This is a genomic window from Paenirhodobacter sp. (assembly GCF_050177655.1).
In the GTDB taxonomy this organism is placed as follows: Bacteria; Pseudomonadota; Alphaproteobacteria; order Rhodobacterales; family Rhodobacteraceae; genus Rhodobacter.
In genome coordinates, this window is the sequence record NZ_JBFXGV010000017.1 from 35,293 (window position 1) to 58,720 (window position 23,428).

The 23,428-nt window shown below is 67.1% G+C and carries 24 protein-coding genes; 5 read left to right on the top strand and 19 right to left on the bottom strand.

Annotated features, from left to right (window positions below; translation table 11 throughout):
- Nucleotides 1-51 precede the first annotated feature (51 nt).
- The 5 genes from urtB to AB7U46_RS08495 form a co-directional block, all read right to left on the bottom strand.
- Nucleotides 52-2,067: an urea ABC transporter permease subunit UrtB gene (urtB, locus tag AB7U46_RS08475; protein ID WP_428336520.1), complete on the bottom strand. Its 2,016-nt coding sequence runs from the start codon at nt 2,065-2,067 to the stop codon at nt 52-54.
- Between the two features lie 64 nt (nt 2,068-2,131).
- Nucleotides 2,132-3,409 carry an urea ABC transporter substrate-binding protein gene (urtA, locus tag AB7U46_RS08480; RefSeq protein WP_428336521.1) on the bottom strand — a complete coding sequence of 426 codons (1,278 nt, stop codon included), beginning with the start codon at nt 3,407-3,409 and terminating at the stop codon, nt 2,132-2,134.
- Between the two features lie 252 nt (nt 3,410-3,661).
- Entirely contained in the window at nt 3,662-4,288 is a 627-nt protein-coding gene (gene ureG / locus AB7U46_RS08485; RefSeq protein WP_428336522.1) for an urease accessory protein UreG, read from the bottom strand.
- Nucleotides 4,285-4,929 (bottom strand): urease accessory protein UreF, encoded by a 645-nt coding sequence (locus AB7U46_RS08490; RefSeq protein WP_428336523.1) that lies wholly within the window; start codon nt 4,927-4,929, stop codon nt 4,285-4,287. Before AB7U46_RS08490 ends, ureG begins: the two co-directional genes overlap by 4 nt.
- Complete coding sequence (locus AB7U46_RS08495; RefSeq protein ID WP_428336524.1) at nt 4,916-5,431, bottom strand: urease accessory protein UreE; 516 nt, start codon at nt 5,429-5,431, stop codon at nt 4,916-4,918. The genes AB7U46_RS08490 and AB7U46_RS08495 overlap by 14 nt, the downstream gene beginning before the upstream one ends.
- A 77-nt stretch (nt 5,432-5,508) precedes the next feature.
- Here AB7U46_RS08495 and AB7U46_RS08500 point away from each other — a divergent pair, with 77 nt between their 5' ends.
- Complete coding sequence (locus tag AB7U46_RS08500; RefSeq protein ID WP_428336525.1) at nt 5,509-5,850, top strand: hypothetical protein; 342 nt, start codon at nt 5,509-5,511, stop codon at nt 5,848-5,850.
- A 4-nt stretch (nt 5,851-5,854) separates the two neighbouring features.
- Here AB7U46_RS08500 and ureC read toward each other — a convergent pair whose 3' ends face one another.
- The 6 genes from ureC to AB7U46_RS08530 form a co-directional block, all read right to left on the bottom strand.
- Complete coding sequence (gene ureC, locus AB7U46_RS08505; protein WP_428336526.1) at nt 5,855-7,561, bottom strand: urease subunit alpha; 1,707 nt, start codon at nt 7,559-7,561, stop codon at nt 5,855-5,857.
- Complete coding sequence (locus AB7U46_RS08510; protein ID WP_428336527.1) at nt 7,561-7,866, bottom strand: urease subunit beta; 306 nt, start codon at nt 7,864-7,866, stop codon at nt 7,561-7,563. Before AB7U46_RS08510 ends, ureC begins: the two co-directional genes overlap by 1 nt.
- A 9-nt stretch (nt 7,867-7,875) precedes the next feature.
- Nucleotides 7,876-8,178, bottom strand: coding sequence for an urease subunit gamma (locus tag AB7U46_RS08515; RefSeq protein WP_428336528.1), 303 nt, complete (start codon nt 8,176-8,178; stop codon nt 7,876-7,878).
- 9 nt (nt 8,179-8,187) lie between these two features.
- Nucleotides 8,188-9,000 carry an urease accessory protein UreD gene (locus tag AB7U46_RS08520; protein ID WP_428336529.1) on the bottom strand — a complete coding sequence of 271 codons (813 nt, stop codon included), beginning with the start codon at nt 8,998-9,000 and terminating at the stop codon, nt 8,188-8,190.
- A gap of 116 nt (nt 9,001-9,116) precedes the next feature.
- Complete coding sequence (locus AB7U46_RS08525) at nt 9,117-9,575, bottom strand: Lrp/AsnC family transcriptional regulator (RefSeq protein WP_428336530.1); 459 nt, start codon at nt 9,573-9,575, stop codon at nt 9,117-9,119.
- Complete coding sequence (locus AB7U46_RS08530) at nt 9,572-10,030, bottom strand: Lrp/AsnC family transcriptional regulator (protein ID WP_428336531.1); 459 nt, start codon at nt 10,028-10,030, stop codon at nt 9,572-9,574. The genes AB7U46_RS08525 and AB7U46_RS08530 overlap by 4 nt, the downstream gene beginning before the upstream one ends.
- Before the next feature lie 123 nt (nt 10,031-10,153).
- On the opposite strand from AB7U46_RS08530, the gene ilvC reads away from it, so the two are divergent.
- From ilvC to AB7U46_RS08545, 3 genes are all read left to right on the top strand, one after another.
- Entirely contained in the window at nt 10,154-11,176 is a 1,023-nt protein-coding gene (ilvC, locus tag AB7U46_RS08535) for a ketol-acid reductoisomerase (RefSeq protein WP_428336532.1), read from the top strand.
- A 78-nt stretch (nt 11,177-11,254) separates the two neighbouring features.
- On the top strand, nt 11,255-11,623 hold the full coding sequence (locus tag AB7U46_RS08540) for a hypothetical protein (protein ID WP_428336533.1): 369 nt from the start codon (nt 11,255-11,257) through the stop codon (nt 11,621-11,623).
- Nucleotides 11,624-11,627: 4 nt separating this feature from the next.
- Nucleotides 11,628-12,041, top strand: coding sequence for a hypothetical protein (locus AB7U46_RS08545; RefSeq protein ID WP_428336534.1), 414 nt, complete (start codon nt 11,628-11,630; stop codon nt 12,039-12,041).
- A 1-nt stretch (nt 12,042) separates the two neighbouring features.
- Here AB7U46_RS08545 and glmM read toward each other — a convergent pair whose 3' ends face one another.
- The 7 genes from glmM to AB7U46_RS08580 form a co-directional block, all read right to left on the bottom strand.
- Nucleotides 12,043-13,386, bottom strand: coding sequence for a phosphoglucosamine mutase (gene glmM / locus AB7U46_RS08550; RefSeq protein ID WP_428336535.1), 1,344 nt, complete (start codon nt 13,384-13,386; stop codon nt 12,043-12,045).
- Nucleotides 13,383-14,399 (bottom strand): dihydropteroate synthase, encoded by a 1,017-nt coding sequence (folP, locus tag AB7U46_RS08555; RefSeq protein WP_428336536.1) that lies wholly within the window; start codon nt 14,397-14,399, stop codon nt 13,383-13,385. The genes glmM and folP overlap by 4 nt, the downstream gene beginning before the upstream one ends.
- A 48-nt stretch (nt 14,400-14,447) precedes the next feature.
- Nucleotides 14,448-15,365 (bottom strand): dihydroneopterin aldolase, encoded by a 918-nt coding sequence (locus AB7U46_RS08560; protein WP_428336537.1) that lies wholly within the window; start codon nt 15,363-15,365, stop codon nt 14,448-14,450.
- Between the two features lie 84 nt (nt 15,366-15,449).
- Nucleotides 15,450-16,133 carry a cell wall hydrolase gene (locus AB7U46_RS08565; protein WP_428336538.1) on the bottom strand — a complete coding sequence of 228 codons (684 nt, stop codon included), beginning with the start codon at nt 16,131-16,133 and terminating at the stop codon, nt 15,450-15,452.
- Nucleotides 16,134-16,357: 224 nt separating this feature from the next.
- Nucleotides 16,358-18,901, bottom strand: coding sequence for a putative PEP-binding protein (locus AB7U46_RS08570; RefSeq protein ID WP_428336539.1), 2,544 nt, complete (start codon nt 18,899-18,901; stop codon nt 16,358-16,360).
- A gap of 144 nt (nt 18,902-19,045) precedes the next feature.
- Entirely contained in the window at nt 19,046-21,364 is a 2,319-nt protein-coding gene (gene glyS / locus AB7U46_RS08575) for a glycine--tRNA ligase subunit beta (RefSeq protein WP_428336540.1), read from the bottom strand.
- A gap of 1 nt (nt 21,365) precedes the next feature.
- Complete coding sequence (locus tag AB7U46_RS08580) at nt 21,366-21,812, bottom strand: DUF6446 family protein (RefSeq protein ID WP_428336541.1); 447 nt, start codon at nt 21,810-21,812, stop codon at nt 21,366-21,368.
- A gap of 141 nt (nt 21,813-21,953) precedes the next feature.
- On the opposite strand from AB7U46_RS08580, the gene AB7U46_RS08585 reads away from it, so the two are divergent.
- Nucleotides 21,954-22,586 carry a MarC family protein gene (locus AB7U46_RS08585; protein ID WP_428336542.1) on the top strand — a complete coding sequence of 211 codons (633 nt, stop codon included), beginning with the start codon at nt 21,954-21,956 and terminating at the stop codon, nt 22,584-22,586.
- A 17-nt stretch (nt 22,587-22,603) separates the two neighbouring features.
- Here AB7U46_RS08585 and AB7U46_RS08590 read toward each other — a convergent pair.
- A partial coding sequence (locus AB7U46_RS08590) for a glycine--tRNA ligase subunit alpha (protein ID WP_428336543.1) occupies nt 22,604-23,428 on the bottom strand: 825 nt, incomplete at its 5' end.

The window sequence follows — 23,428 nt, forward strand, 5'->3', positions numbered from 1 at the left end:
ATTTTTGCCAAGAAGAAGGATGAAGCGTGACAAGAAGCATGCGCGTCATGGTCAATCCCCCGCCGCGCGGCCCTTGAGGGCGATGATCCCCCGCGGCCGGAACTGGATGAAGATGATGATGAAGAGGATCATGTAGGTCTGCGCGGCGAGCGTGTTCGACGGGTTCAGCGCCTCGATCCCCTTTTGCAGGAAGCCGACGAGGGTCGCGCCAGCCAGCGTGCCCCAGATATTGCCGACACCGCCGACGACCACGGTCATGAAGCTCTGCACGATGTAATCGGAGCCAAGCTCCGAGGTGACCTTGGCAAAAAGCCCGATCGCAACGCCCGCGATGCCCGCGATGCCGGAGCCAAGGCCGAAGGCCAGCATGTTGATCCGGTCGGGGTTGATCCCCATCGAGGCCGCCATCGAGGGGTTCTGCGTCACCGCGCGGACCTCGAGGCCAAGCCGCGTGCGCTTCATCACCCAGAGGTAGAGGGCGAGGAAGACAAGCGCCATCACGAAGATCGCGATGCGGATATAGGAGATGCCGACGATGTCGTTCATCACCCAGGCGCCATCGAGCCAGTCGGGGGCGGTCAGCGGGCGCGCCTGGGTGCCGAAGATGTTCTTGAAGAGCTGCTGCAGCGCGATCGAGATGCCGAAAGTGGCGAGCAGCGTCTCCAAGGGGCGCTTGTAGAGGTGGCGGATCACCAGCCGCTCCATCGCCACCCCCGCGGTGAAGGTGACGAGGAAGGCCAAGGGCAACGCGACGAGGATCGAGACGGTGTAGTCGTGGATCCAGAGCTGCACGACATAGCCGGTATAGGCGCCCATGGTGATGAACTCGCCATGCGCCATGTTGATCACGCCCATCACGCCGAAGGTGATCGCCAGGCCGATCGCGGCGAGGAAATAGATCGAGGCGAGCGAGAGCGCATCGAGGCCGAGGTCCATCCCCTGCATCGCATCGACCTTGAAGGAGACCGATTGCAGCGCGGCGGCGGCGGCCGTGGTGACGGCGCTGTCCGGCTCGGTATAGATGTCGGCGTATTGGTGGGCCGCGACGGCGGAGGCGACCTCGTCATCGGTCGCGGCGGCAGGCACGAGGCCCGCGGTCTCGAGCGCGGTATAGGCCGCGTCGCGTTTGGCGGGCTGGTCGAGCTCGGCGACCGGGATGCCGCCCACGGCGCCGTTTTCCACATGCGCCTCGAGCGCCGCACGCAGATCGGCGCGGGTGAGGCGTTTCGGCGCCAGCCCCTCGGAGACGAGGAGCGCATAGGCCTCCTCCGCCGAGAAACCGCCGTGGCCGGGGCGCAGGGTCTTGGCGACATTGCCCTCGGGCGCGGCGGCGAAGGCCTTGCGCGTGGTGGCGAGGATCGGGTTCAGGGCCGCGCGGAAATCGAGCGCGAGATCGGCGCCAAACCCCTCGATCGCGGCGATGCGGGCCTCGGGCGTGGCGCCGAAGCGGATCGTGAGCAGGCCGAGAAGGCGCTCCTTCTGCGCCTTGATCGCGGCATCGCTCTCCCCCGCGATCGAGGCGGCGAGCGGTTCGAGATGCTCGGGCCCGCCCTCGCGCGAAAGACTGTCGAGCGCGGCACGGCGCTGCACCGGGTCGGGGTCGGAAAGCTGGAACTGCACCAGCGCCGAGGCGATCAGCCCGCGCACGCCGGAATTCGGCTTGATCTCGGTGATCTCGGATTTCGGCGCGGTGCCGGCGGCGCCCCCCGTGACCGGATCGCTCAACGCGTAGTCAGCCCCTTGTTTTTCCACGAAGAAAATCGCGCCATCGCTCTTGCGCGCGCCCAGCTTCTTGTCGGCCCAGGCGGCGAGGAACGCCGGCGCCCCCTCCCCCGCCGCGTCGATCGCGGCGATCACCGGACCGATCGTCTGGCGCGAGGGCTTCGCGATCGCCGCCGCATTCTCGGCGATCACCTTGGCCAGGCCGGTCAGAACCGGGGCCGCAGGCGGCACGGCTTCGGGCGTGGTGACGGTGCTGTCGGGAGGCGTGGGCGGCGCGCTTTCCTGCGCGAGGCCGGGCAGCGCGATGCAAAGGCTTGCACTCAGCGCCAGAAGGAATTTGCGCATCTCGGATCCCCGCGAAATTCGTCGGAGGGGGCGCGGACGCCCCCTCCTGGGTGCTGACAGCCGATCAGTAGTTCGACTTCAGCTGAACGCAGGCCTTGGTTTCTTTGTTGTACATGCCGCATTTGAGCGTCTTCCAGTCCGACTCGAGCACGGCGGATTCCGGCAGGAAGTCGGTCCAGGCATCGCCCGGCACCGGATCGGTCTGCGAGATGATGTCGAACTGGCCGTCCTCCATGATCTCGCCGATCAGCACCGGCTTCGTCAGGTGGTGGTTCGGCAGCATCTCGGCCACGGTGCCGGTGAGGTTCGGGAACTTCTGCCCGATCATCGCGTCGGACACCGGGTCGACCTCGGTGGTGCCGGCCTGCGTCACCGCGTTCACCCACATGTTGAAGCCGATATAGGTGGCCTCCATCGGGTCGTTGGTGGTGCGCTTGTCATTGCCGATGAACTTGTGCCAGGCCTCGATGAAGGCCTTGTTCTCGGGGGTGTCGGCGCTCTCGAAGTAGTTCCAGGCGGCGAGTTGGCCGACGAGGTTCTTCAGATCGCCGGCGCCAAGGCCCGAAAGCTCCTCTTCGCCGACCGAAAAGGCGACGACGGGGATGTCCTCGGCGGTGATGCCGGAGGCGGCAAGCTCCTTGTAGAAGCCGATGTTCGCGTCGCCGTTAATCGTCGAGATCACGCCGACCTTCTTGCCGTCGGCGCCCAGCGCCTTCACGTCGGCCACGATCTTCGACCAGTCCGACTGACCGAAGGGGGTGTAGTTGACGAAGATGTCCTCGGCCGCGATGCCCTTCGACTTGAGGTAAGCCTCGAGGATATTGTTCGTGGTACGCGGATAGACGTAGTCGGTGCCGAGGAGCGCGAATTTCTGCACGCCGAGCTCGTTGAGGAAGTAATCCGTCGCCGGGATCGCCTGCTGGTTCGGCGCGGCGCCAGTGTAGAACACGTTCTTCGAGCTTTCCTCGCCCTCGTATTGCACCGGGTAGAACAGGAGCCCGTTCAGCTCCTCGATCACCGGCAGCACCGACTTGCGGCTGACGGACGTCCAGCAGCCGAAGATCACGTCGACCTTGTCGACGGTGAGCAGCTCGCGCGCCTTTTCGGCGAAAAGCGGCCAGTCGGAGGCCGGGTCGACGACGACCGCCTCGAGCTGCTTGCCGAGCACGCCGCCCTTCTTGTTCTGTTCCTCGATCAGCATCAGGACGGTGTCCTTCAGCGTCGTTTCCGAGATCGCCATGGTGCCGGAGAGCGAGTGGAGCACGCCCACCTTGATGGTGTCGCCCGCGGCGAAGGCGACCCGACCGGTCATCGAAACGGCACCGGCAGCGGCAACGGTCATCAGCAGATTGCGCCGAGTAATCATGATATCCCTGTTCCTCCGTATCGCAGCCCGTCGAGGGGCGCGTGGGGTTGTTCTTCTCGCGGGTCTTTGCCCGCCGCTAGGAAGCAAAACCGGGGCGCCGCATCGCGGCAAGATCGCAATGATCTCGCCCGAGGGAAGAGCGCAATCACTGATCAATAATTGTGCGAATGCCCGGTTTCAGCGCAGAAACCGGGCATAGAATTGATCAAATTGTCGGAGATTTGCCAATCAGACGGGAATCGCCGCCAGTTCGAGCCCGCCTTCGCGCTCAAGAAAGCCTACGATTTCAGCAATGCCCAATCCTTGACGCAACCGCGCCATCACATAGGGGCGGGCGCCGCGCGCGGCTTTCGTGTCGCTTTCGAGCAGCACCGGATCGACGCCGACATAGGGGGCGAGGTCGGTCTTGTTGACCACAAGGAGATCGGAGCGGGTCACGCCCGGGCCCCGCTTGCGCGGGATGTCCTGCCCCGCTGCGGTGTCGATCACATAGATCGTCAGATCGGCCAGTTCGGGCGAGAAGGTCGCGGCGAGATTGTCGCCCCCGGATTCGATCAGCACGAGGTCGAGATCGGGGAAATCACGGTTCAGCTCGGCGATCGCGGCGAGGTTGATCGAGGCATCCTCGCGGATCGCGGTATGCGGGCAGCCGCCGGTTTCCACGCCGCGGATCCGCTCGGCCGGGAGCACCTGCGCGCGCATCAGCGCCTCGGCATCCTCGCGGGTGTAGATGTCGTTCGTCACCACTGCCATCGAGCAGCGATGGGCCAGCGCGCGGCACAGCTGTTCGGTCAGCGTGGTCTTGCCCACACCCACCGGGCCCCCGATGCCGACGCGAAGCGGTCCGTTCGTCATGTCTTGAAGATCCTTACATCGAGCGTTTCATGCGCCGCCGCCTGAAGCTCGGCGCGGAAGGCGGATTGGGCGAGATCGGCGCGCGTGGCCGCAGCGGCCCGCGCCGCGAGATCGACGATCAGCGGATGCAGAGTGGCAAGCACCCGCTGACCCGCCGATTGTCCCAAAGGTATAAATCTGACCCCCGCAGAGGTGAGGTTTGCCGCAAAGGAATGCAGGAAAAGTGCTATCACCTGTTCGGGCGGCAAGGCCAGATCCCGCGCCGCCACGGCCAGGGAAAGCGGCAGCGGCAGCGCCTCTGCCGCGCCCTTCGTCATCTCGGCGCGCGCCCGGGCGAAGGCCGCGCCCTGCTCCTCGGTCTCGCGCAGCCGCTCCGCCGAACCGGCGAGCGCACGGGCGAGATCGGCGAGCGGCGCGATCACCTCGCCCCGCAGCGCACAGGCGAGCAGCACCGCATCGTTCCAGCCCGCGCCATGGGCAAGGATGTCGGACAGCCAGTCGGCAAGATCTGCCTCGCTCCGCACCTCGCCCACCGCCACCGCCTGTTCGAGCCCGTGGCTATAGGCGAAGGCCCCGGTCGGGAAGGCCGGGGAGAGCCATTGCACGAGGCTCAGCAGCGCCGCGGGGTCAGGGGTGGACATGGAACTGCCCGGGGCCATGGCTGTGGCCAAAGCCCGGATCGCCGTGGCTGTGACCATGCTCATGCCCTATCGTGCGGCCCAGGCCATAGGCGCCGCCCTCGGGCCGGAAGGGTTCGAGCCGCTTCTCCACCCCGGCGCCGAGCTGGCGCAGCATCGCCTCGAGCACGTGGTCCTCGCGGATCACGAGGCGCGCGGGTTCGATCTGGCAGGGCGTGTGGCGGTTGCCGATATGCCAGGCGAGCCGCGCGAGATCGCCGGTCACCGCCAGCACCGGCTCGATGCCGCAGCGCACCTCGACCAGGCGCCCGTCCTCGAGCGCGAAAGCCTCGCCCCCCGTGATATTCGTCACCTCCGCCAGATCGACGAGAAAGGCGAGACCCGAGGCCGCCTCCAGCCGCTTGCGCCGCAGAAACCGCCCCTCGTAATCGAGCGCGACGTGATCGGCCGGCCCCTGCCAGCTGCCCTTTGCCAGAACCTGCGTCGCGCGCGGCAAATTCGCCATGATCCCCTCCGGGTTTAGAGCTTTGTTAAACATGCTGCCGCAGGATGCGAGGGACAACCCCGAACGGGAGGCACCCCATGCATCTGAAAACCCCGGCCGACGAACTCGCTGATATCCGTGCGGAAATCGCGCGCCTGCGCAAGCGGGAGGCGGAGCTGCGCGCCGCCTATCTCGGCAATCCGGAGCTGCCGAAGATCGGCCGCTGGCACAAGGTGGAGCTGAAGACCCTGCGCCAGCGCGTGTTCGAGCCGCGCCTCCTGCCCGAGGAGATCCGCCTCGATCCCGCCTATATGCGGGAAAAGGTGACGCGCGTGCTGCGCACCTCGCGCGTGCCAGTGCAGGCGGTCGATGGCGCGGAACTGCCGCTGCCGCGCCCGACGCCCCGCGCGCGGCTCTTTGCCGGTCTTTCCCTGCATTGACGGCTCAGAACAGGAAGTAGCGCTGCGCGAGCGGCAGGCTCTCGGCGGGCTCGCAGGTCAGCAGCTCGCTATCGGCCCGCACCTCATAGGTCTCGGGATGCACCTCGATCTTCGGCGTCGCGGTGTTGAGCATCATCGAGCCCTTGCCGATGCCGCGCGTGCCCTTCACCGCCAGCACCTCCTTCTCGAGGCCGAGCTTCGCCCCCACCCCGTCGGCCACCGCCGCGGCGGAGACGAAGGTGGCGCAGCTCGCGCCCAGCGCCTTTCCGAAGGCGCCGAACATCGGGCGCGTGTAGAAGGGCTGCGCCGGGATCGAGCCGTTCGGATCGCCCATCTGGCTCGCGATGATCATGCCGCCCATCAGCACCATCTCGGGCTTCGCCCCGAAAAACGCGGGATGCCAGAGCACGAGATCGGCGCGTTTGCCGACCTCGACCGAGCCGATATGCTCCGCCATGCCATGCGCGATCGCCGGGTTTATCGTGTATTTCGCGACATAGCGGCGCGCGCGCAGATTGTCGTTGGCGCCGGTCTCCTCGGCCAGACGCCCACGCTGTTTCTTCATTTTATCAGCGGTTTGCCAGCAGCGGATGATGACCTCGCCGACGCGCCCCATCGCCTGGCTGTCCGAGGAGATGATCGAGAGCGCGCCCATGTCGTGCAGGATATCCTCGGCCGCGATCGTTTCCTTGCGGATCCGGCTTTCGGCGAAGGCGACGTCTTCGGGCACCTTGTTGTCGAGGTGGTGGCAGACCATCAGCATGTCGAGGTGCTCCTCGACCGTGTTCTTGGTGTAGGGCCGCGTCGGGTTGGTGGAGGACGGGATCACGTTCGGCGCGGAAACCACCTTGAGGATGTCGGGCGCATGGCCGCCCCCCGCCCCCTCGGTGTGGAAGGCGTGGATCGTGCGGCCCTTGAAGGCGGCGAGCGTGTTCTCGACGAACCCCGATTCGTTGAGCGTGTCGGTGTGGATCATCACCTGCACGTCCATGTCGTCGGCGACCGAAAGGCAGCAGTCGATCGCACCGGGGGTGGTGCCCCAGTCCTCGTGCAGCTTGAGCGACGAGGCCCCGGCCTTCACCTGCTCGACCAGCCCCTCGGGCAGGCTCGCGTTGCCCTTGCCGGCAAGCGCGATGTTCATCGGCAGCCCGTCGACCGCCTGCAGCATGCGCGCGATATGCCAGGGCCCGGGCGTGCAGGTGGTGGCGAGCGTGCCATGCGCCGGGCCGGTGCCGCCGCCGAGCATGCAGGTCACGCCGGAGGCGAGCGCATCCTCGATCTGCTGCGGGCAGATGAAGTGGATATGCGCGTCCATCCCGCCCGCGGTCAGAATCCTCCCTTCGCCGGCAATGATTTCCGTGCCCGGCCCGATGATCAGCGTGACGCCGGGCTGGGTGTCGGGGTTGCCCGCCTTGCCGATTCCGGCGATGCGCCCGTCGCGCAGGCCGACGTCAGCCTTGTAGATGCCGGTGTAGTCGAGGATCAGCGCGTTGGTGATCACCGTATCCATCGCGCCGCCCGCGCGGGAGATCTGGCTTTGCCCCATGCCGTCGCGGATCACCTTGCCGCCGCCGAATTTCACCTCCTCGCCATAGGTGGTGAGATCCTTCTCCACCTCGATGATGATGTCGGTATCGGCAAGCCGCACCCTGTCCCCGGTGGTCGGGCCGAACATGTCCGCATAGGTCGCGCGCGAAATCAGGGCCGGCATCAGAGATCCCCCGTCACTTTCTGATTGAAACCAAAGACCTTGCGCGCCCCGCGATAGGGCACGAGGCGCACCTCGCGGGTCTGCCCCGGCTCGAAGCGCACCGCGGTGCCCGCCGCGATATCAAGGCGCATGCCGCGCGCCGCCGCGCGGTCGAAGGCAAGGCCCGGGTTCGTCTCGGCGAAATGGTAATGCGAGCCGACCTGCACCGGCCGGTCGCCGGTATTGGCGACGGTAAGGGTGATCGCAGTGAGCCCCTCGTTCAGGGTGATGTCGCCGTCTGCGGGAAAAATCTCTCCGGGAATCATGGGCTTGCCTCAGCGGATCGGGTGGTGGACGGTGACGAGCTTGGTGCCGTCGGGGAAGGTCGCCTCGACCTGGATCGACTCGATCATCGCGGGGATGCCCTCCATGCACTGCTCGGCGGTGATGACCTGCGCGCCAGTTTCCATCAACTCGGCGACGGAGACGCCGGCGCGCGCGCCCTCGACCACGAAGTCGGAGATGATCGCGATCGCCTCGGGGTGGTTGAGCTTCACCCCGCGCGCGAGGCGGCCCCGCGCCACCATCGCGGCGAGGCTGATCATCAGCTTTTCCTTTTCCCTCGGCGTCAGGTTCATCTTTCCCTCTCAGAGTTGCCAGACGCGCGGCGGGGCGGCACCCCGGCGCAGCGCGCCCATCAGTTGCAGGATCTGCCGGCGCAGCGGCCAGCCGTCGGCGGCGAGAAGCCGGATCACGCATTTGCCGTCGAAACCCGAGGCGGCGCCCTCGACGCCGGGCTCGGTCAGCGCCGCGTGGGCGGCGCCGACGGCATCCTCCGCCCCCGGCGCGCAAAGCACGAGCGTGGCGAAGGCGCGATGGGGACCAAAGAGCGCATTGCGCGGCCCCTTCTCCAGAATGTTCGAATTGTGCTGGAAAGGTTCGAAGAACACCGGCTTTCCGGCCCTCAGAATGGTCCGATGATCGGAAAACTGCAGCTCCTGCACGGTCTCGCCCATCGCCGCCCGGCCCAGGATCACCGCTTCGAGCATCAGCACGCCGGCATCGGCCGCGAGCTCGATCGTGGTTTCCCGCGCGAGCGCGGAATGGTCGAAGAGGATCGTCTCCTGCGGCAGCCACTCGAGCCAGCCGCCCGGCCCGACGCGGTGATGTACCGTGACCCGCGCGGGCGCGCCCTCGGCGCGATAGGCGCGCTCGGCCGCCTGCGTGGTCGCGACGGCCCGCGCGCCGCCCTCGAGCGCGACCCGGTAGTCGAGCGTATCGCCCGCGGTCAACCCACCGGAGGTATTGAGAAAAACGATCTCCGGCACACCGCGCACGCGCGGCAGCAGCACCTTGGCCGAACCCTTCTGGCGCAGCCCGGTGAGACGCGCGCCATCGAAAGCCACGGCGCCCTCGCCATGGCTGCGCTGCATCTTGCGGATCGCGGTCGCGTCGAACATCGTCATCCCCTCGGGCGCCATCGTCCGACGCCGGGGCGCGAGGCGCAAGAGCGGCGCCCGCAGGAGCCCGGGAAATGCGCCATGTTTTCACCCAAGCCGCTCAAAATTCGGGCAGATCAGCCAAGCGGCCCGGGCAGGCGCTCCTCCGAGAGGAGCACATTCGCCTCGATCTGGCCGACCCCCGGCAGGGTCATGACCCGGCGCCGCAGCACGCGTTCGAAATCGGCGATGTCGCGCGCGCGCACCCGCAGCCGGTAGTCGAAGAGGCCCAGCACGTGCTGCACCACCTGCACCTCGGGGATCGCGGCGACGGCGCGCTCGAAATCCTCGAAGCTGACGCGCCCCTTCACCGCGAGCTTCACCCCCAGGAACACGGTGACACCGAAGCCAACCTGCGGCAGGTCGAGCACCAGCCGCCGCCCGGCGATCACCCCCGCCTCCTCGAGCCGCCGGATTCGACGCCAGCAGGCGGGCTGGCTCAGCCCCAATCGCCGACCCAGCGCCCCGGCGCTTTGCGTCGCGTCATGGGCCAGCGCGCGCAGGATCGCGCGATCGGTATCGTCGAGCGCGATCACAGCGGCAGCTCCTCGGTCTCCTTCAGCGTCGAGATCAGCATCAGCGCGTCGGTGTCGGCGATATGCGGCAGGGTCAGGATGCGGGCGCGATAGATCTCGCGGTAATGCACCATGTCGCGGGCGATGACGTTGAGGCGCACGTCGGTCTGGCCAAGGAAGGTCTGGATTTCAAGCACTTCCGGCACCTTGCGCGCGGCGGCGAGGAACTCGTCGAAGGCGCGCGGATGGGTCTTGTCGAGGGTGAAGCGGAGCGAGACCTCGACCTCCCAGCCAAGCGCGCGCCAGTCGATCCGCGCCTCCTCGCCGCGGATCACGCCCGCCTCGCGCAGCCGCTCCACCCGCCGCCAGCAGGTCGCCGCGGTGACGCCGGCGCGCGCGGCAAGCTCGGGCCCAGCAAGCCCCGGCTCCGCCAGCATCTGGCGCAGGATGCGCCGGTCGATATCGTCGACTTGCATGATTTTTCCGTCATTCTCGATTTTTGCGAATTGAATTTATCTCATGATGCGAAATCATTCAAACATTGAACGCATCCTCTTCGCGCCCTGCCTATTCTGGCGTCAGCAAAAACGGAGGATCCGATGCGCGTTTATTACGATCGCGACTGCGATGTGAACCTGATCAAGGACAAGAAGGTCGCCATCCTGGGCTATGGCTCGCAGGGCCACGCCCATGCGCTGAACCTGCGCGACTCGGGCGCGAAGAATGTCGTCGTCGCGCTGCGCGAGGGGTCGTCCTCGGCGAAGAAATGCGAAGCCGAAGGCCTGAAGGTCATGGGCATCGCCGAAGCGGCGGCCTGGTGCGACCTGATCATGTTCACCATGCCCGACGAGCTGCAGGCCGAGACCTACAAGAAATACGTCCACGACAACCTGAAGGAAGGCGCCGCGATCGCCTTCGCCCACGGTCTGAACGTGCATTTCGGCCTGATCGAGCCGAAGCCGGGCGTCGACGTGATCATGATGGCGCCGAAGGGCCCGGGCCACACCGTGCGCGGCGAATACGTCAAGGGCGGCGGCGTGCCCTGCCTCGTGGCCGTGGCCAATGACGCGACCGGCAAGGCGATGGACCTCGGCCTGAGCTATTGCTCGGCGATCGGTGGCGGCCGCTCGGGCATCATCGAGACCACCTTCCGTCAGGAATGCGAAACCGACCTCTTCGGCGAACAGGCCGTGCTCTGCGGCGGCCTCGTCGAGCTGATCCGCATGGGCTTCGAGACCCTGGTCGAGGCCGGCTACGAGCCGGAAATGGCCTATTTCGAATGCCTGCACGAGGTGAAGCTGATCGTGGACCTGATCTACGAAGGCGGCATCGCGAACATGAACTACTCGATCTCGAACACCGCGGAATACGGCGAATACGTCTCCGGCCCGCGCGTGCTGCCCTACGAGCAGACGAAAAAGGCGATGAAGGAAGTCCTCACCGACATCCAGAACGGCAAGTTCGTGCGTGACTTCATGCAGGAAAACGCCGTCGGCCAGCCCTTCTTCAAGGCGACCCGCCGCCTGAACGACGAGCACCAGATCGAGCAGGTCGGCGCCAAGCTGCGCGCGATGATGCCCTGGATCGGCAAGGGCAAGCTGGTCGACAAGTCGCGCAACTGAGCCGCGACGGAATGTATCGAGGGGGCGCCTTGCGGGGCGCCCCTTTTTCGTTCAGGGTCGCGCCAAAGGAGAAAGCCGATGAATGATCCGACCCGCAAGGAACTCGAGGCGATCGAGGCCGAACGTGCGAAAATCTTTACGCCGCAATGGTTTGGCGACCTTCTTGGCGGACGCCTCGGGTTCGGTGACACCTATTGGCTCGGCAATTTCGGCGTGCTGATGTTTGCCGTGCCGGCGGTGGTGCTGATCGCCGGGCTGCTTTACGCCCAGGCGCCGGGGGCGATGATCCCCTTCCTGCGCGCGGTGGCGGTGATCTACGCGGCCTGGCTTCTCGGCGTGCTGCGCGCGCTTTTCCGCATCGGGCCGAAGGGCGGCTGGCCGATCTTCGGCGTGATCTGGACGGCGGGCGCCGCGATCGCAAGCCTGATCACGGCCATCCAGATCTGAGCGCATGACGAAGGCCCGCCTGACCGCTCTCTTTGCGATCCCGTTCCTGGCGTTCTGGACCTATTTCATGGTCAGCGCCTTCGGTTCGGCGAAGTGCCATAATTTGATCTATCCTGCGCAAGACCGTCTCGCCGCCTGCAGAGGCGGCGATGCGCGTCTGGGCTTTCTGATGACCGATGCGCAACGCGCCGGAAACGCCTTCTGGCAAGGGCTGGCGCTCGCCGAACTTGGCCAGACGGAGGACGCCCGGACCGCCTTCGCCCGCTCCTTCCTGTTGAAATGGCAGGCGGCGGGGCAGTCGCTGCCCCGCTTCGAACGGTTCGTCGCCGAAGACCTCCGGCAGCTCTCCGCCCCCTCGGTGACGGAAGAGACCCGGGAGATCTGGCGCGACGCGCTGAAAGATCCGCGCCCGCGCTAACTCAGATCGCCGCCTCGACCGCGGCGACGATACCCTCGACCGTGGCGCTCAGCAGCCCCTCGTCCTCGCATTCCGCCATCACCCGGATCAGCGGCTCGGTGCCCGATTTCCGGATCAGGATGCGGCCCTTGCCGGCGATCTGCGCCTCGGCGGCGGCTATCACTTTTCGAACATTATCGGCCTCGAGCGGTGCCTGCCCGGCCTGATAACGCACGTTTTTCAACATCTGTGGCACGGTCTCGAATTGCGTCACCAGCTCGGAGGCGCGTTGTCCGCTTTCCGCCATCGCGGCGAGAAACTGCAGCCCCGCCATCAGCCCGTCGCCGGTGGTGGCGTAGTCGGTCATCACGATATGGCCCGACTGCTCGCCGCCGAGGTTGAAGCCGCCTGCGCGCATCCGCTCGACGACATAGCGGTCGCCGACCTTGGTGCGTTCGAGTCGCAGCCCCTGCCCGTCGAGGAACCGCTCGAGCCCGAGGTTCGACATCACCGTCGCGACCAGCGCGCCGCCGCGCAGCTTGCCCTGCTCGGCCCAGCGTTTCGCGAAAAGCGCCATGATCTGATCGCCATCAGCGACCTGACCGTTCTCGTCGAGGATCATCACCCGATCGGCGTCACCATCGAGCGAAATACCCAGATCGGCGCCACTCGCCCGCACCGCCTCGGCGGCGGCCTGCGTATGGGTCGAGCCGCATTTCTCATTGATGTTCAGACCGTTGGGTTCGACGCCGACGGGGATCACCTCGCAGCCCAGCTCCCAAAGCACCTGCGGCGCGGCCTTGTAGGCGGCGCCATTGGCGCAATCGACGACGACCTTCAGCCCCGACATCCGGTCGCGCGCCGGGAAGGTCGTCTTCGCATATTCGACATAGCGGCCAAGCCCGTCGTCGATCCGCTTCGCGCGGCCGATGTTCTGCGGCTGGGCAAGGCGGATCTCGCCGGCAACGATCGCCTCGATCTCGGCCTCGGCCTCGTCCGAGAGCTTGAACCCGTCGGGGCCGAAGAACTTGATGCCGTTGTCCTTCGCCGGGTTGTGGCTGGCGGAGATCATGATGCCGAGATCGGCGCGCATCGAGCGGGTGAGATAGCCCACCGCCGGCGTCGGCACCGGGCCGAGGAGCAGCACGTTCATGCCGGTCGAGGTCAGCCCGGCGGTGAGCGCGTTTTCCAGCATGTAGCCCGAAAGCCGGGTGTCCTTGCCGATCACCACGCGATGCCCGTTCGAGCTGTCGCGGCGGAAATAGCGCCCGGCGGCGGCGCCGAGGCGCAGCGCCATCTCGGCGGTCATCGGATCGCTGTTCGCCTCGCCGCGCACCCCGTCGGTGCCGAAAAGTTTCCGCGTCATTGCTCGTAGCCTCTTGTTATCGCGTCAAAAAGCCGGACGCCCTGGGCGATCTCGGCAACATCGTGAACCCGGTGCATCTGCGCCCCCTGGGCAAGCCCCGCAAGCGTCACGGCAAGGGTGCCGGGCGCGCGGGCATCGGCCGCCTCCGCCCCGCCGATCGTGCCGATGAAGCGCTTGCGCGAGACGCCCAGCAAAAGCGGGCAGCCGAAGCCGTGAAACAGGCTCAGCCCCCGGATCAGCGCGAGATTGTGCGCCACCGTCTTGCCGAAACCGATGCCTGGGTCGATCAGCACGCGTGCGCGGGCGATGCCGGCGGCCTCCGCCGCCACGAGGCGCTCCTCAAGGTGGTCGTAGACGTCGAGCAGAACGTTGTCATAGCGCGGATCGGCCTGCATCCCCTCGGGCAGACCCTGCGCATGCATGAGACACACCGGCGCCTGCGTGGCGGCCACGACCGCCTCCATCGCCGGATCGAAGAGCATGGCCGAGACGTCGTTCACGAGGTCCGCACCGGCGGCGAGCGTCGCCTCGGCCACCGCCGCCTTGCGCGTGTCGATCGAGATCGGCGTGGCGAACCCGCCGGAACGCAGCGCGGCGATCACCGGGGCGGTGCGGGAAATCTCTTCCTCGACAGGCACTTCCAGCGCGCCGGGGCGGGTGGATTCGCCGCCGATGTCGAGCATGTCGGCCCCCGCCGCCACCAGCGCGCGCGCGCGGGCAAGCGCCACTTCGGGCGCGTCGAACTTGCCGCCATCGGAGAAACTGTCGGGCGTCACATTGAGGATGCCCATGATCGAGGGGCGGTCAAAACCGATATCGGCCATCTGCGCACGCGGCGCGCTCAGCCGCGCGACGACCTCCTCGGGCAGATCCGCCACCGGCACCAGCCCCTCGGAGCCCGCGCGCGTCAGCACCTCGGCATGGGAAAACCAGCACCAGCCCCCCGCAAGCGGCACCGCCCCCGCGGGACGGGCGGCATCGGTCTGGGCGATCGGTCGATAATATCTCTTCATGGCGCCGGTATCGCGCGCGGGCCTGCGCTTGGCAAGCGGCGGCGGCGATCAGAGCGGGCGGGCAAGCACCGGCACGCGGCTTCCTGCCGGTGCTGAAACATCGCCGTGAAGTTCGAGCCGCTCGGCCGCCATCTGCTCGGCCAGCCAGAGGATCAGCGTGCCGGTGTCGCGCACCGCGCCCTTCGGCCCGTCGACCGCGTCGAGCACCAGTTTCGAGGGCGCCCAGACCACCATCTCGCCATGGCGCATCGCCCAGTCGATCTCGGTGCGGGTCGCCACCACGATGCAGCGCCGGTCGCGCGCGGCGAGCACCCAGGCGTTCTGCTCGATCGCGAGCAGATCGACGCGGCGCTGCGTCACCTTCTGCCCGGTCTGCGGCACCGCCCCCTCGGGCAGGCCGACGCAAAGGATCACCGGCGCGCCCGAGGCGGCAAGCCGGTCAAGCCGCGCGGAAAGGTCGGGCGCGGCGATCGCGTCATTCGAGAGATAGGCCACCACCGGATGCAGCGCCTCGGCCCCCTCTTCGGGCAGCGCCTGCACCGGCAGGCTCGCGCGAGAACGCACGATCTCGACGCCAAGCGCGCCCGGGCCGCGGTCGAGCTTCTCGATGCGGACGAAGACGCGCATCGCCTGCGGCGCGGCGAGGATGCGTTCGGCGACCTTCTCGGCCAGCGTCTCGAGCAGGTTCAGCCGCTCGGCCGCGAGCTCGGCGGCGATCGCCTCGGTGATCCGGTCATAGCTCAGGATGCGGTCGACATCGTCGGCAAGCGGCTGCGGCGCGGGGCGCACCTCGACCACGACATTGAAGCGCAGCCGTTGCACATGGCCCCGCTCCTGCTGGAAGGCGCCGATCTCGGCCTCGACCACGTGATCGCGCAAGCTGATCCGGTCACGCGGATCGGCTGGCGCCGAGGCGAGCGCGCGCTCCTCGGGATGGGCAAAGGCAAGGGATGTGTCGCTGGTCATGAGAGTCTCGCTTTGGCCCCTCATATAGGAAAGGGGCGGGCAAAGGCCCACCCCGAAACGTCACATCCGGCGCGATTGGCGACCTCAGTTCGAGGCGGTCTGCAGCGGATTGGCGTAGAACAGATGCGCGCCGATGCGCGCGGTTTCCACGAAGCGGCGCGACCAGCTCGGGCGCACGGCGCGGGTGTGGAAATAGGTGGCGCCATCGGTGAGATCGCGCGGGGCGCCGTCGAGCATGGCGCGGGCGACCTTCTTCACCTCGCCATAGACCTCGCCGTTGCGCACCGCGTCGGAGCGCCCGTCGCAGGCCCAGCTGAACTGGCAGCCGCGGCCATTGCCCTGATGCACGACGCCGCAGATCGAGGCGGGGAAGCGCGGATCGTCGACCCGGTTCAGGATCACCTCGGCCACCGCGACCTGCCCGGGCAGGCTTTCGCCGCGCGCCTCGTGGTAGATCGCATTGGCAAGGCACTGGAATTCGCCGTTGCCCGTCGCCTCGGGCTGGCTCGCGAGCCATTCGGCGGTGATCTGCGTGGGGGCTGCATCGGCCTTGCCGGCCTTCGCCCGCGGCGTGGTGGTGATGGCGGTGATGCGCTCGGGTGCGACCGCCTCGAGCCCGCTGCGATCCTGGAACAGGAGCGCGACGAGCCCCTGTTCGGACCCCTCCGCGGGATCGTTCGACTGGCTTACCGTAACTTCGGCACGCAAGCCTCCGGCGAGGGCAAGGAGGAGGAAGGCTCCCCCCGTCCAGCTTTTCAGCACTGACATGTGTATCTTCCGATAAGGACATCGCCCCGGCCAAAGCCGCGACCGAAGCGCCTTACCCGGAATCACGGGCCGCTGTAAACCTTATGGGTGCAAAAACACGGACTTACGGCCGCAAGAGCGGCGGAAATCCGCGCAAATGGGCACGACTCACCCCCGTGCTCACATTGCTGCGATTACTCCCAACGTTTTGAAAACGCCAGTGGAATCGCAGGAATTTTGCAAAATCAGAAGCCGGACCGGTTCTTCGGCGCGAGCAGGGCGAAATGTGCGGCAGCAAGGCGCGCAACGGGCACCCGGAAGGGGGAACAAGACACGTAATCGAAGCCCGCCGCCCGGCAGAAGGCGATCGATTCGGGGTTGCCGCCATGCTCGCCACAGACCGAAATCGTGACATCCTCGCGCGAGGCACGGCCCCTCCCTGCCCCGATCAGGAGCAGTTCCCCCACCCCCTCGACGTCGAGAATGTGGAACGGATCCTCGGCGTAGACGCCCTGGTTGACATAGGTCGACATGAAGCGCCCGGCGTCGTCGCGCGAGAGGCCATAGGTCATCTGCGTGAGGTCGTTGGTGCCGAAGGAGAGGAAATTCGCGTGCTCCGCGATCTCGCCCGCCCGCAATGCGGCGCGCGGCGTTTCCACCATCACGCCGAGGCGGAAGTCGAATTCCGCCTTCATCTCGGTCTTCACCGCCGAGGCGACGGCGTCGATCCGCGTCTTCACGATCTCGACCTCGCGCGCGGCGGAGACGAGCGGGATCATCACCTCCGGCGTGATCGCGGCGCCGCGGCGGTTCGCCTCGACCGTCGCCTCGAAGATCGCGCGCGCCTGCATGTCGTAGATCTCGGGCACGGTGACGCCGAGGCGCACGCCGCGCATGCCGAGCATCGGGTTGAACTCGGAAAGCGCCTCGCAGCGCCGCATCACCTCGGAGAGCGGGCGGTCGAGCGCCTCGGCCAGCTCGCGCATCCCCTCGCGGTCATGCGGCAGGAACTCGTGCAAGGGCGGGTCGAACAGGCGGATGCAGACCGGCAGCCCCGCCATGATGTCGAAGAGCGCGAGAAAATCCTCGCGCTGCATCGGCAGCAGCCGCTCGAGCACGATCCGGCGGTCATGCGCGCTGTCGGCAAAGATCATCTCGCGCATCACCGTGAGACGGTCCTCGTCGAAGAACATGTGCTCGGTGCGGGCGAGGCCGATGCCGTCCGCCTCGAACATCCGCGCGGTGCGGGCGTCCTCCGGCGTGTCGGCGTTCGCGCGGATGCCGATGTCGCGCACATTGTCGGCCCAGTGCAGAAGCGTGCGGAACCCGTCGCCCAGCGCGGGTTCGAGCATCTCGGCCGCGCCTACCAGCACCTCGCCATTGGTGCCGTCGACGGTGATCACCTCGCCCTCGCGGAAGATCCGGCCATCGGGGCCGCGCAGCACCCGCTCCTTCGCGTCGACCTGGATGCCGACGCAGCCGACGATGCAGGGCAGACCAAGCCCGCGCGCGATCACCGCGGCGTGGCTGGTCATGCCGCCGCGCTCGGTCAGCACCGCGACCGAGGCGTGCATGCCGCGGATGTCCTCGGGCACGGTCTCGCGCCGCACGAGGATGCAGGCCTCGTCGCGCGCGGCGGAGGCCTGGGCGGCGGCGGCGGTGAAGACGATCTTGCCGGTCGCCGCGCCCGGCGAGGCGGCGATCCCGCGCGAGATCCGCTCACGCGGGGCGCGCGGATCGACCTGATAGTGCAGCAGTTCCGAAAGCGCGCGCGGTTCGACGCGCAAAAGCGCATCCTCGCGCGAGATCACACCCTCCTCGGCCAGCGCCACGGCGATGCGCACCGCCGCCCGCGCCGAGCGCGTGACGCGCACCGCGTCGATCACCGACACCCGCCCGCCCTCGACCGCGAATTCGAGCTGCATTTCCTCGCGCAGCTTGTTGCGGCAGAGCAGGCCGTAGTGGCGCAGCTCGCCGAAGACCTCGGGCGAGGCCTCCTCGAGCGAGGCGCCGCGCGGGTCGCGGGTGAGATAGAGCGTCTCGACCGAGGCCTTGCGCCCCTGGCTTTGCCCGCGGAAGCGCCCGGTGATGCGCGGCAGGCCGGTCACGCTGTCGACGAATTGCATCGTGCCCGAACCGGAGAGCCCCGGCCCGATGCCGAGCGCCATGCGCTGCACGAGCAGGCCCAGCACCGCATCGGGCGGCGCGCCCTTCGCCTGCCGCAAAAGCCGCGCCGTCGTGCCCTCCCAGGCGCGCGCCATCGAGCGCAGCACCTCGGCCAGCTGGCGCGCGGGCGATTGCGGGAAATCCTCGTCCGTCTCGGCGCGATAGGCGGCCATCGCATTGGCGAGCGCCCCCGGCCCCGGCTCGTCATGGAACATCTCGGGATCGAGCCGCGCGACATGCACCGAGTACATCTGCACGAAGCGCAGGTAGAGCGCATCGGCCGCCTCGCGCCCGTGGCTATCGGTCAGCCGCGCGTGCATCGCCTCGTTCATGCCGACGTTGAGCACCGTGCCCGGCCCGCCCCATTCGGGGTTTTCGGGCGAGGACCGCACCGAAACCAGCAGATCGTCGCCGAAGGCCGCCGCGATCTGCGCGGTGTCGGGCATCTGCCCGGAGGCGATCGCGCGCACCGTGTCACAGGGCAGCGCCATCGTCTTCGGCACCGGCAGGTCGAGCCGGATCAGCCGCTGCAGACACTTCGCGCGCCAGCCATGCCGCGCGACGGTGATCTCGGCGCCCGGCGTCAGCTCGGTGAATTCCGCGAAATCCGTGTATTTCTGCATTGCGGCATGCTCCTGTCCCTGCGGCAGGATAGGCGGAATCGCGCGCGGCGCAAGTGCGACGCTTTGGTGACGCGCCCCGTCACGCGACGTTTCGCGGCCCCCGCCGGCGGATGCCTCCGGCCGGAGTATTTTGGCCAGGAAAAATCAGCCTTCGAGTTTCGTCAGATCGGCGACGGAAAGGCAGATCTGGCGGATGCGCGAGAGCAGGTTGAGCCGGTTGCGCCGCACGATCGCGTTCTCGGCGTTGATCTGCACCGCGGTGAAGAAGGCGTCGATCGGCGCGCGCAGCCCCGCCATCGCGCCCATCGCGGCGCCGAAATCCTCGGCCGTCATCGCCGGCGCGATCGCCGCCTCGGCGGTATCGAGCGCGGCGAAGAGGGTCTTCTCCTCATCGCTTTCGGCGAATTTGACGTCGGCGCCGAAGGAATATTCCACCCCGTCCTTCGCCTCGGCCTGGGTGAGGATGTTGTTCGCGCGCTTGAAGCCCTGAATCAGGTTCTCGCCATCCTCGGTCTTGAGGAAGGCGGCGAGCGCCTCGGCCCGCTTCACGACGAGGGTCAGGTCGTCGTTGCCCGGCATGGCGAGGACGGCGTCGATCACGTCGTGGCGGATGTTCTGGTCGCGCAGGAAGACCTTCAGACGGTCATGGAAGAAGGCGAGGAGGTCGGCGATCTTAGGCCCGAGCGCATTGCGCCACTCTACGCCGCTGTAATGGCCAGCATATGCGTCTGCCGCTTTTTCCGCCGCAACAAGATCTTCTTCGCTTGCACTGTCAGGAACTTCGTGTGCGGCTTCTATATATTCAAAAGCATGCACCCACTCGGTCGTTTCGAGGGCTTTTTCAAGCTGCTTCGCCGAGCGCTTCCCCGCCATCAACTCGGCCACAAGCGCTGCTCGAACATCCATTCTAACCTTTTCAACCTCAACCGCGAGGTAACGGGAAAAGATATCGCTGAATATGTTGTCCAGATGAATTCGCACCTCATTCGCCAACACCAGCCGGATCACCCCCAGCGCCGCGCGGCGCAGCGCAAAGGGGTCTTTCGAGCCCGTCGGCTTCTCGTCGATCGCCCAGAAGCCCGTGAGCGTGTCGATCTTGTCGGCCAAGGCCACCGCAACCGTCACCGGCTCGCTCGGCACATCGTCCGAGGGGCCGAGCGGCGAGTAGTGGCCCTTGCAGGCGTTGGCGACCGCCTCAGGCAGGCCCGCGGCCTTCGCGTAATAGCTGCCCATCAGGCCCTGCAGCTCGGGGAATTCACCGACCATGGCCGAGCGCAGGTCGGATTTGACCACCCGCGCCGCTTCGGCGGCGAGGTCGGGCTGCGCGCCAACGAGCGGCGCAATTTCCTGCGCCAGCGCCTCGATCCGCTCGATGCGCGCGGCCTGCGAGCCGAGCTTGTTGTGGAAGGTCACCTGCGCGAGCCCCGCGCCCATGCCTTCGAGCCCCTCGGTGCGCACCACGCGCAGGTCGTGTTCCCAGAAGAATTTCGCATCCGAAAGACGCGCCGAGAGCACCTTCAGGTTGCCCTTCAGGATCGTCGCGCCGTGGTCCGCGGTCTCGCGGTTCGCGACGGTGACAAACCCCTCGATCCGCCCGGTTTTCGGGTTTTTCACCGAGAAGAACTTCTGGTGCTCCTTCATCGAGGTTTGCAGCACCTCGGGCGGCAGGCCGAGGAAGGTCTCGGCGATCTCGCCCATCAGCGCCACGGGCCATTCGACGAGGCCCGCGACCTCGGTGAGCAGCCCCTTGTCCTCGACGAGGTCGAGGCCGCGGGCAAAGGCCATCTGCCCCGCCTCGTGCCAGATGATCGCCTCACGTTCCGCGCTGTCGAGCACGACCTTCGCCGCCTTCAGCTTCGCGGCGTAATCCTCGAAGGAGGTGACGGTGAATTCGGCGGGCGCCATGAAGCGGTGACCGCGGGTGGTATTGCCCGAGCGGATCCCTTCCACTTCCAGATCGACGACCTCAGCCCCTGCCTCGGTGGTCAGGATGCACAGGATCGAATGCAGCGGGCGCACCCAGCGCAGGCTGCCCGCGCCCCAGCGCATCGATTTCGGCCAGGGGAAGGTGCGGATCGTCTTTTCCAGCACTTCGGCGACGATCTCGGGCGCCTTGCGGCCGGGTTTCTCGACCACGGCGAAATAGACCTGCCCCTTCTTGTCGTCGCGGATCTCGAGCTGATCGAGCGTCAGCCCGGTCGAACGCAGGAACCCCTCGATCGCCTTTTCGGGCGCCGAGGTCTGCGGGCCCTTGCGCTCCTCGCGCAGCGTCGGGCTTTCGGCGGTGAGCCCCTCGAGCGCGAGCGTCAGGCGCCGCGGCGTCGAGAAGGCGGCGGCGTGGCCATAGGTGAGCCCCGCCTCGACGAGACCGTCGGTCACCATCTTGCGCAGCGTCTCGCGGGCCATGCCCTGCATCCGCGCCGGGATTTCCTCGGAGAAAAGTTCGATCAGCAGGTCGGGCATGTCAGTTCTGCGCCTCGTCGTTCAGTTGCTGCCAGACATAGGCCCGGCCGTCGGGATAGACCGCGACGACGCGATCGACCCCGGGATGAATATCGTGTTCGGACAGGAAGGCGACGGCCCGGCCCGTCTGCAGATCGGCGCCGATCGTCGCGGCGTCGTAGCAGGAGAACCAGCCCGGCCCGTTGAGCGGTGTCGCCTTGTCGTAGACCTCGAAGGTCTCGGTCAGCATGGCGAGGCTCATCGGCGTGTGGAAGCAGCCGCGGAACCGCAGGGGCGAGCTTTCGGCGTCGATCGCCTGCATGTCCTCGGCGAGGATCGGCTGCGGCGTGCCGCTCTCGATCTCGGTCAGGCGGATCTCGGCGGCGGGCGCCGTGGCCTCGACCGCGTGATAATAGCCGTAGACCTGCAGATAATAGACCGCCGCCCCGGTGATGAGCGCACTCAACACGATGAAGCCTCCGACATATCGCCCCTTGACCGCCATGCCCTGCGCATACAGGGGCGGCGCAGGGCACGCAAGCGGCGGCGGGCGCGACGGGTGGATTTTGCCGCGCCGGGCGGGCTAATCTGGCGCCAAACCGGAGGACCGATGGACACCGCCTATTTCGTCAAGTCGCTCGGCGCGTTTTTCGCGATCATGAACCCGTTTCTCGCGCTGCCGATGTTTCTGAGCCTGACCGAGGGGTTCGACGCGGCGCAAAGGCGGCGCACCGCGATCGCCGTGATCTTCTTTTCCACCGCGATGTGCCTCATGATCGGCTTTGCCGGGCTGCGGGTGCTTTCGGTCTTCGGCATCGGGGTGCAGGATTTCCGCGTCGCGGGCGGGATCGTTTTGATGATGATCGCGCTCGGCATGCTCAACGGCCGCGGCGTCGCGGCCCATGCCGGATCGGCGGCGGAACAGGCGCATCACGCCGATCTCGACAGCGTCGCCTTCTACCCGATCACCTTCCCGATGATCATCGGCCCGGGCACGATCACCACGATCGTGGTCTTCACCGGGCAGGCGCAGGGCATGGCGGATTATGGCGCGATCGCACTCTCGCTTGGCCTCGTGCTCGGGGCGACGGCCGTCGTGCTGCTGATGGCGGAGCGGATCGGGCGGGTGATGTCGCAGACTTTGCGCGTCATCATGACCCGGCTGATGGGGATGATCCTCGCCGCGATCGCGGTCGAGATGGTGGCGACCGGGTTGCGGTCGCTCTTGCCGGGGCTCGCCTGAGCCCCGGCCCGCGGCCGTCAGGCCTGCGTTTCAGGCACCCAGCCGCCCGCGGTGGTGGTGACGAAGGCATCGGCGCATTTCTTCGCCAGCGCCCGGACGCGCCCGATATAGGCCTGCCGCTCGGTCACCGAGATCACGCCGCGCGCATCGAGCAGGTTGAACAGATGCGAGGCCTTGATGCACTGGTCATAGGCCGGATGCGCCATCACGATGCGCTTGCCCGAATTCGGATCCTCCGCCGGGAAGGCGAGCAGCCGCTCGCATTCCGCCTCGGCATCCTCGAAATGGCGAAGCAGCATCTCGGTATTCGCGGCATCGAAATTGTGGCGCGAATATTCCTCCTCCGTCTGGCGGAAAATGTCGCCATAGGTCAGCGCGATCGGCGCCTCCGGGTCGTTGAACGGCATCTGCATGACGTGGTCGATGCCGAGCACATACATCGCGAGCCGTTCGAGCCCATAGGTCAGCTCGCCCGAGACCGGCTTGCAATCATGGCCGCCGACCTGCTGGAAATAGGTGAACTGCGAAACTTCCATGCCGTCGCACCAGACTTCCCAGCCCAGCCCCCAGGCGCCGAGCGTCGGGCTTTCCCAGTCGTCCTCGACGAAGCGGATGTCGTGCAGTTCGAGGTCGATACCGATCGCGGCGAGCGAGCCGAGATACAGCTCCTGCAGGTTCGCAGGCGAGGGTTTGATCAGCACCTGATATTGATAGTAGTGCTGCAGCCGGTTCGGGTTCTCGCCGTAGCGGCCATCCGTCGGGCGGCGCGAGGGCTGCACATAGGCCGCGGCCCAGGGGGTCGAGCCAAGCGAGCGCAGCGTGGTCGCCGGGTGGAAGGTGCC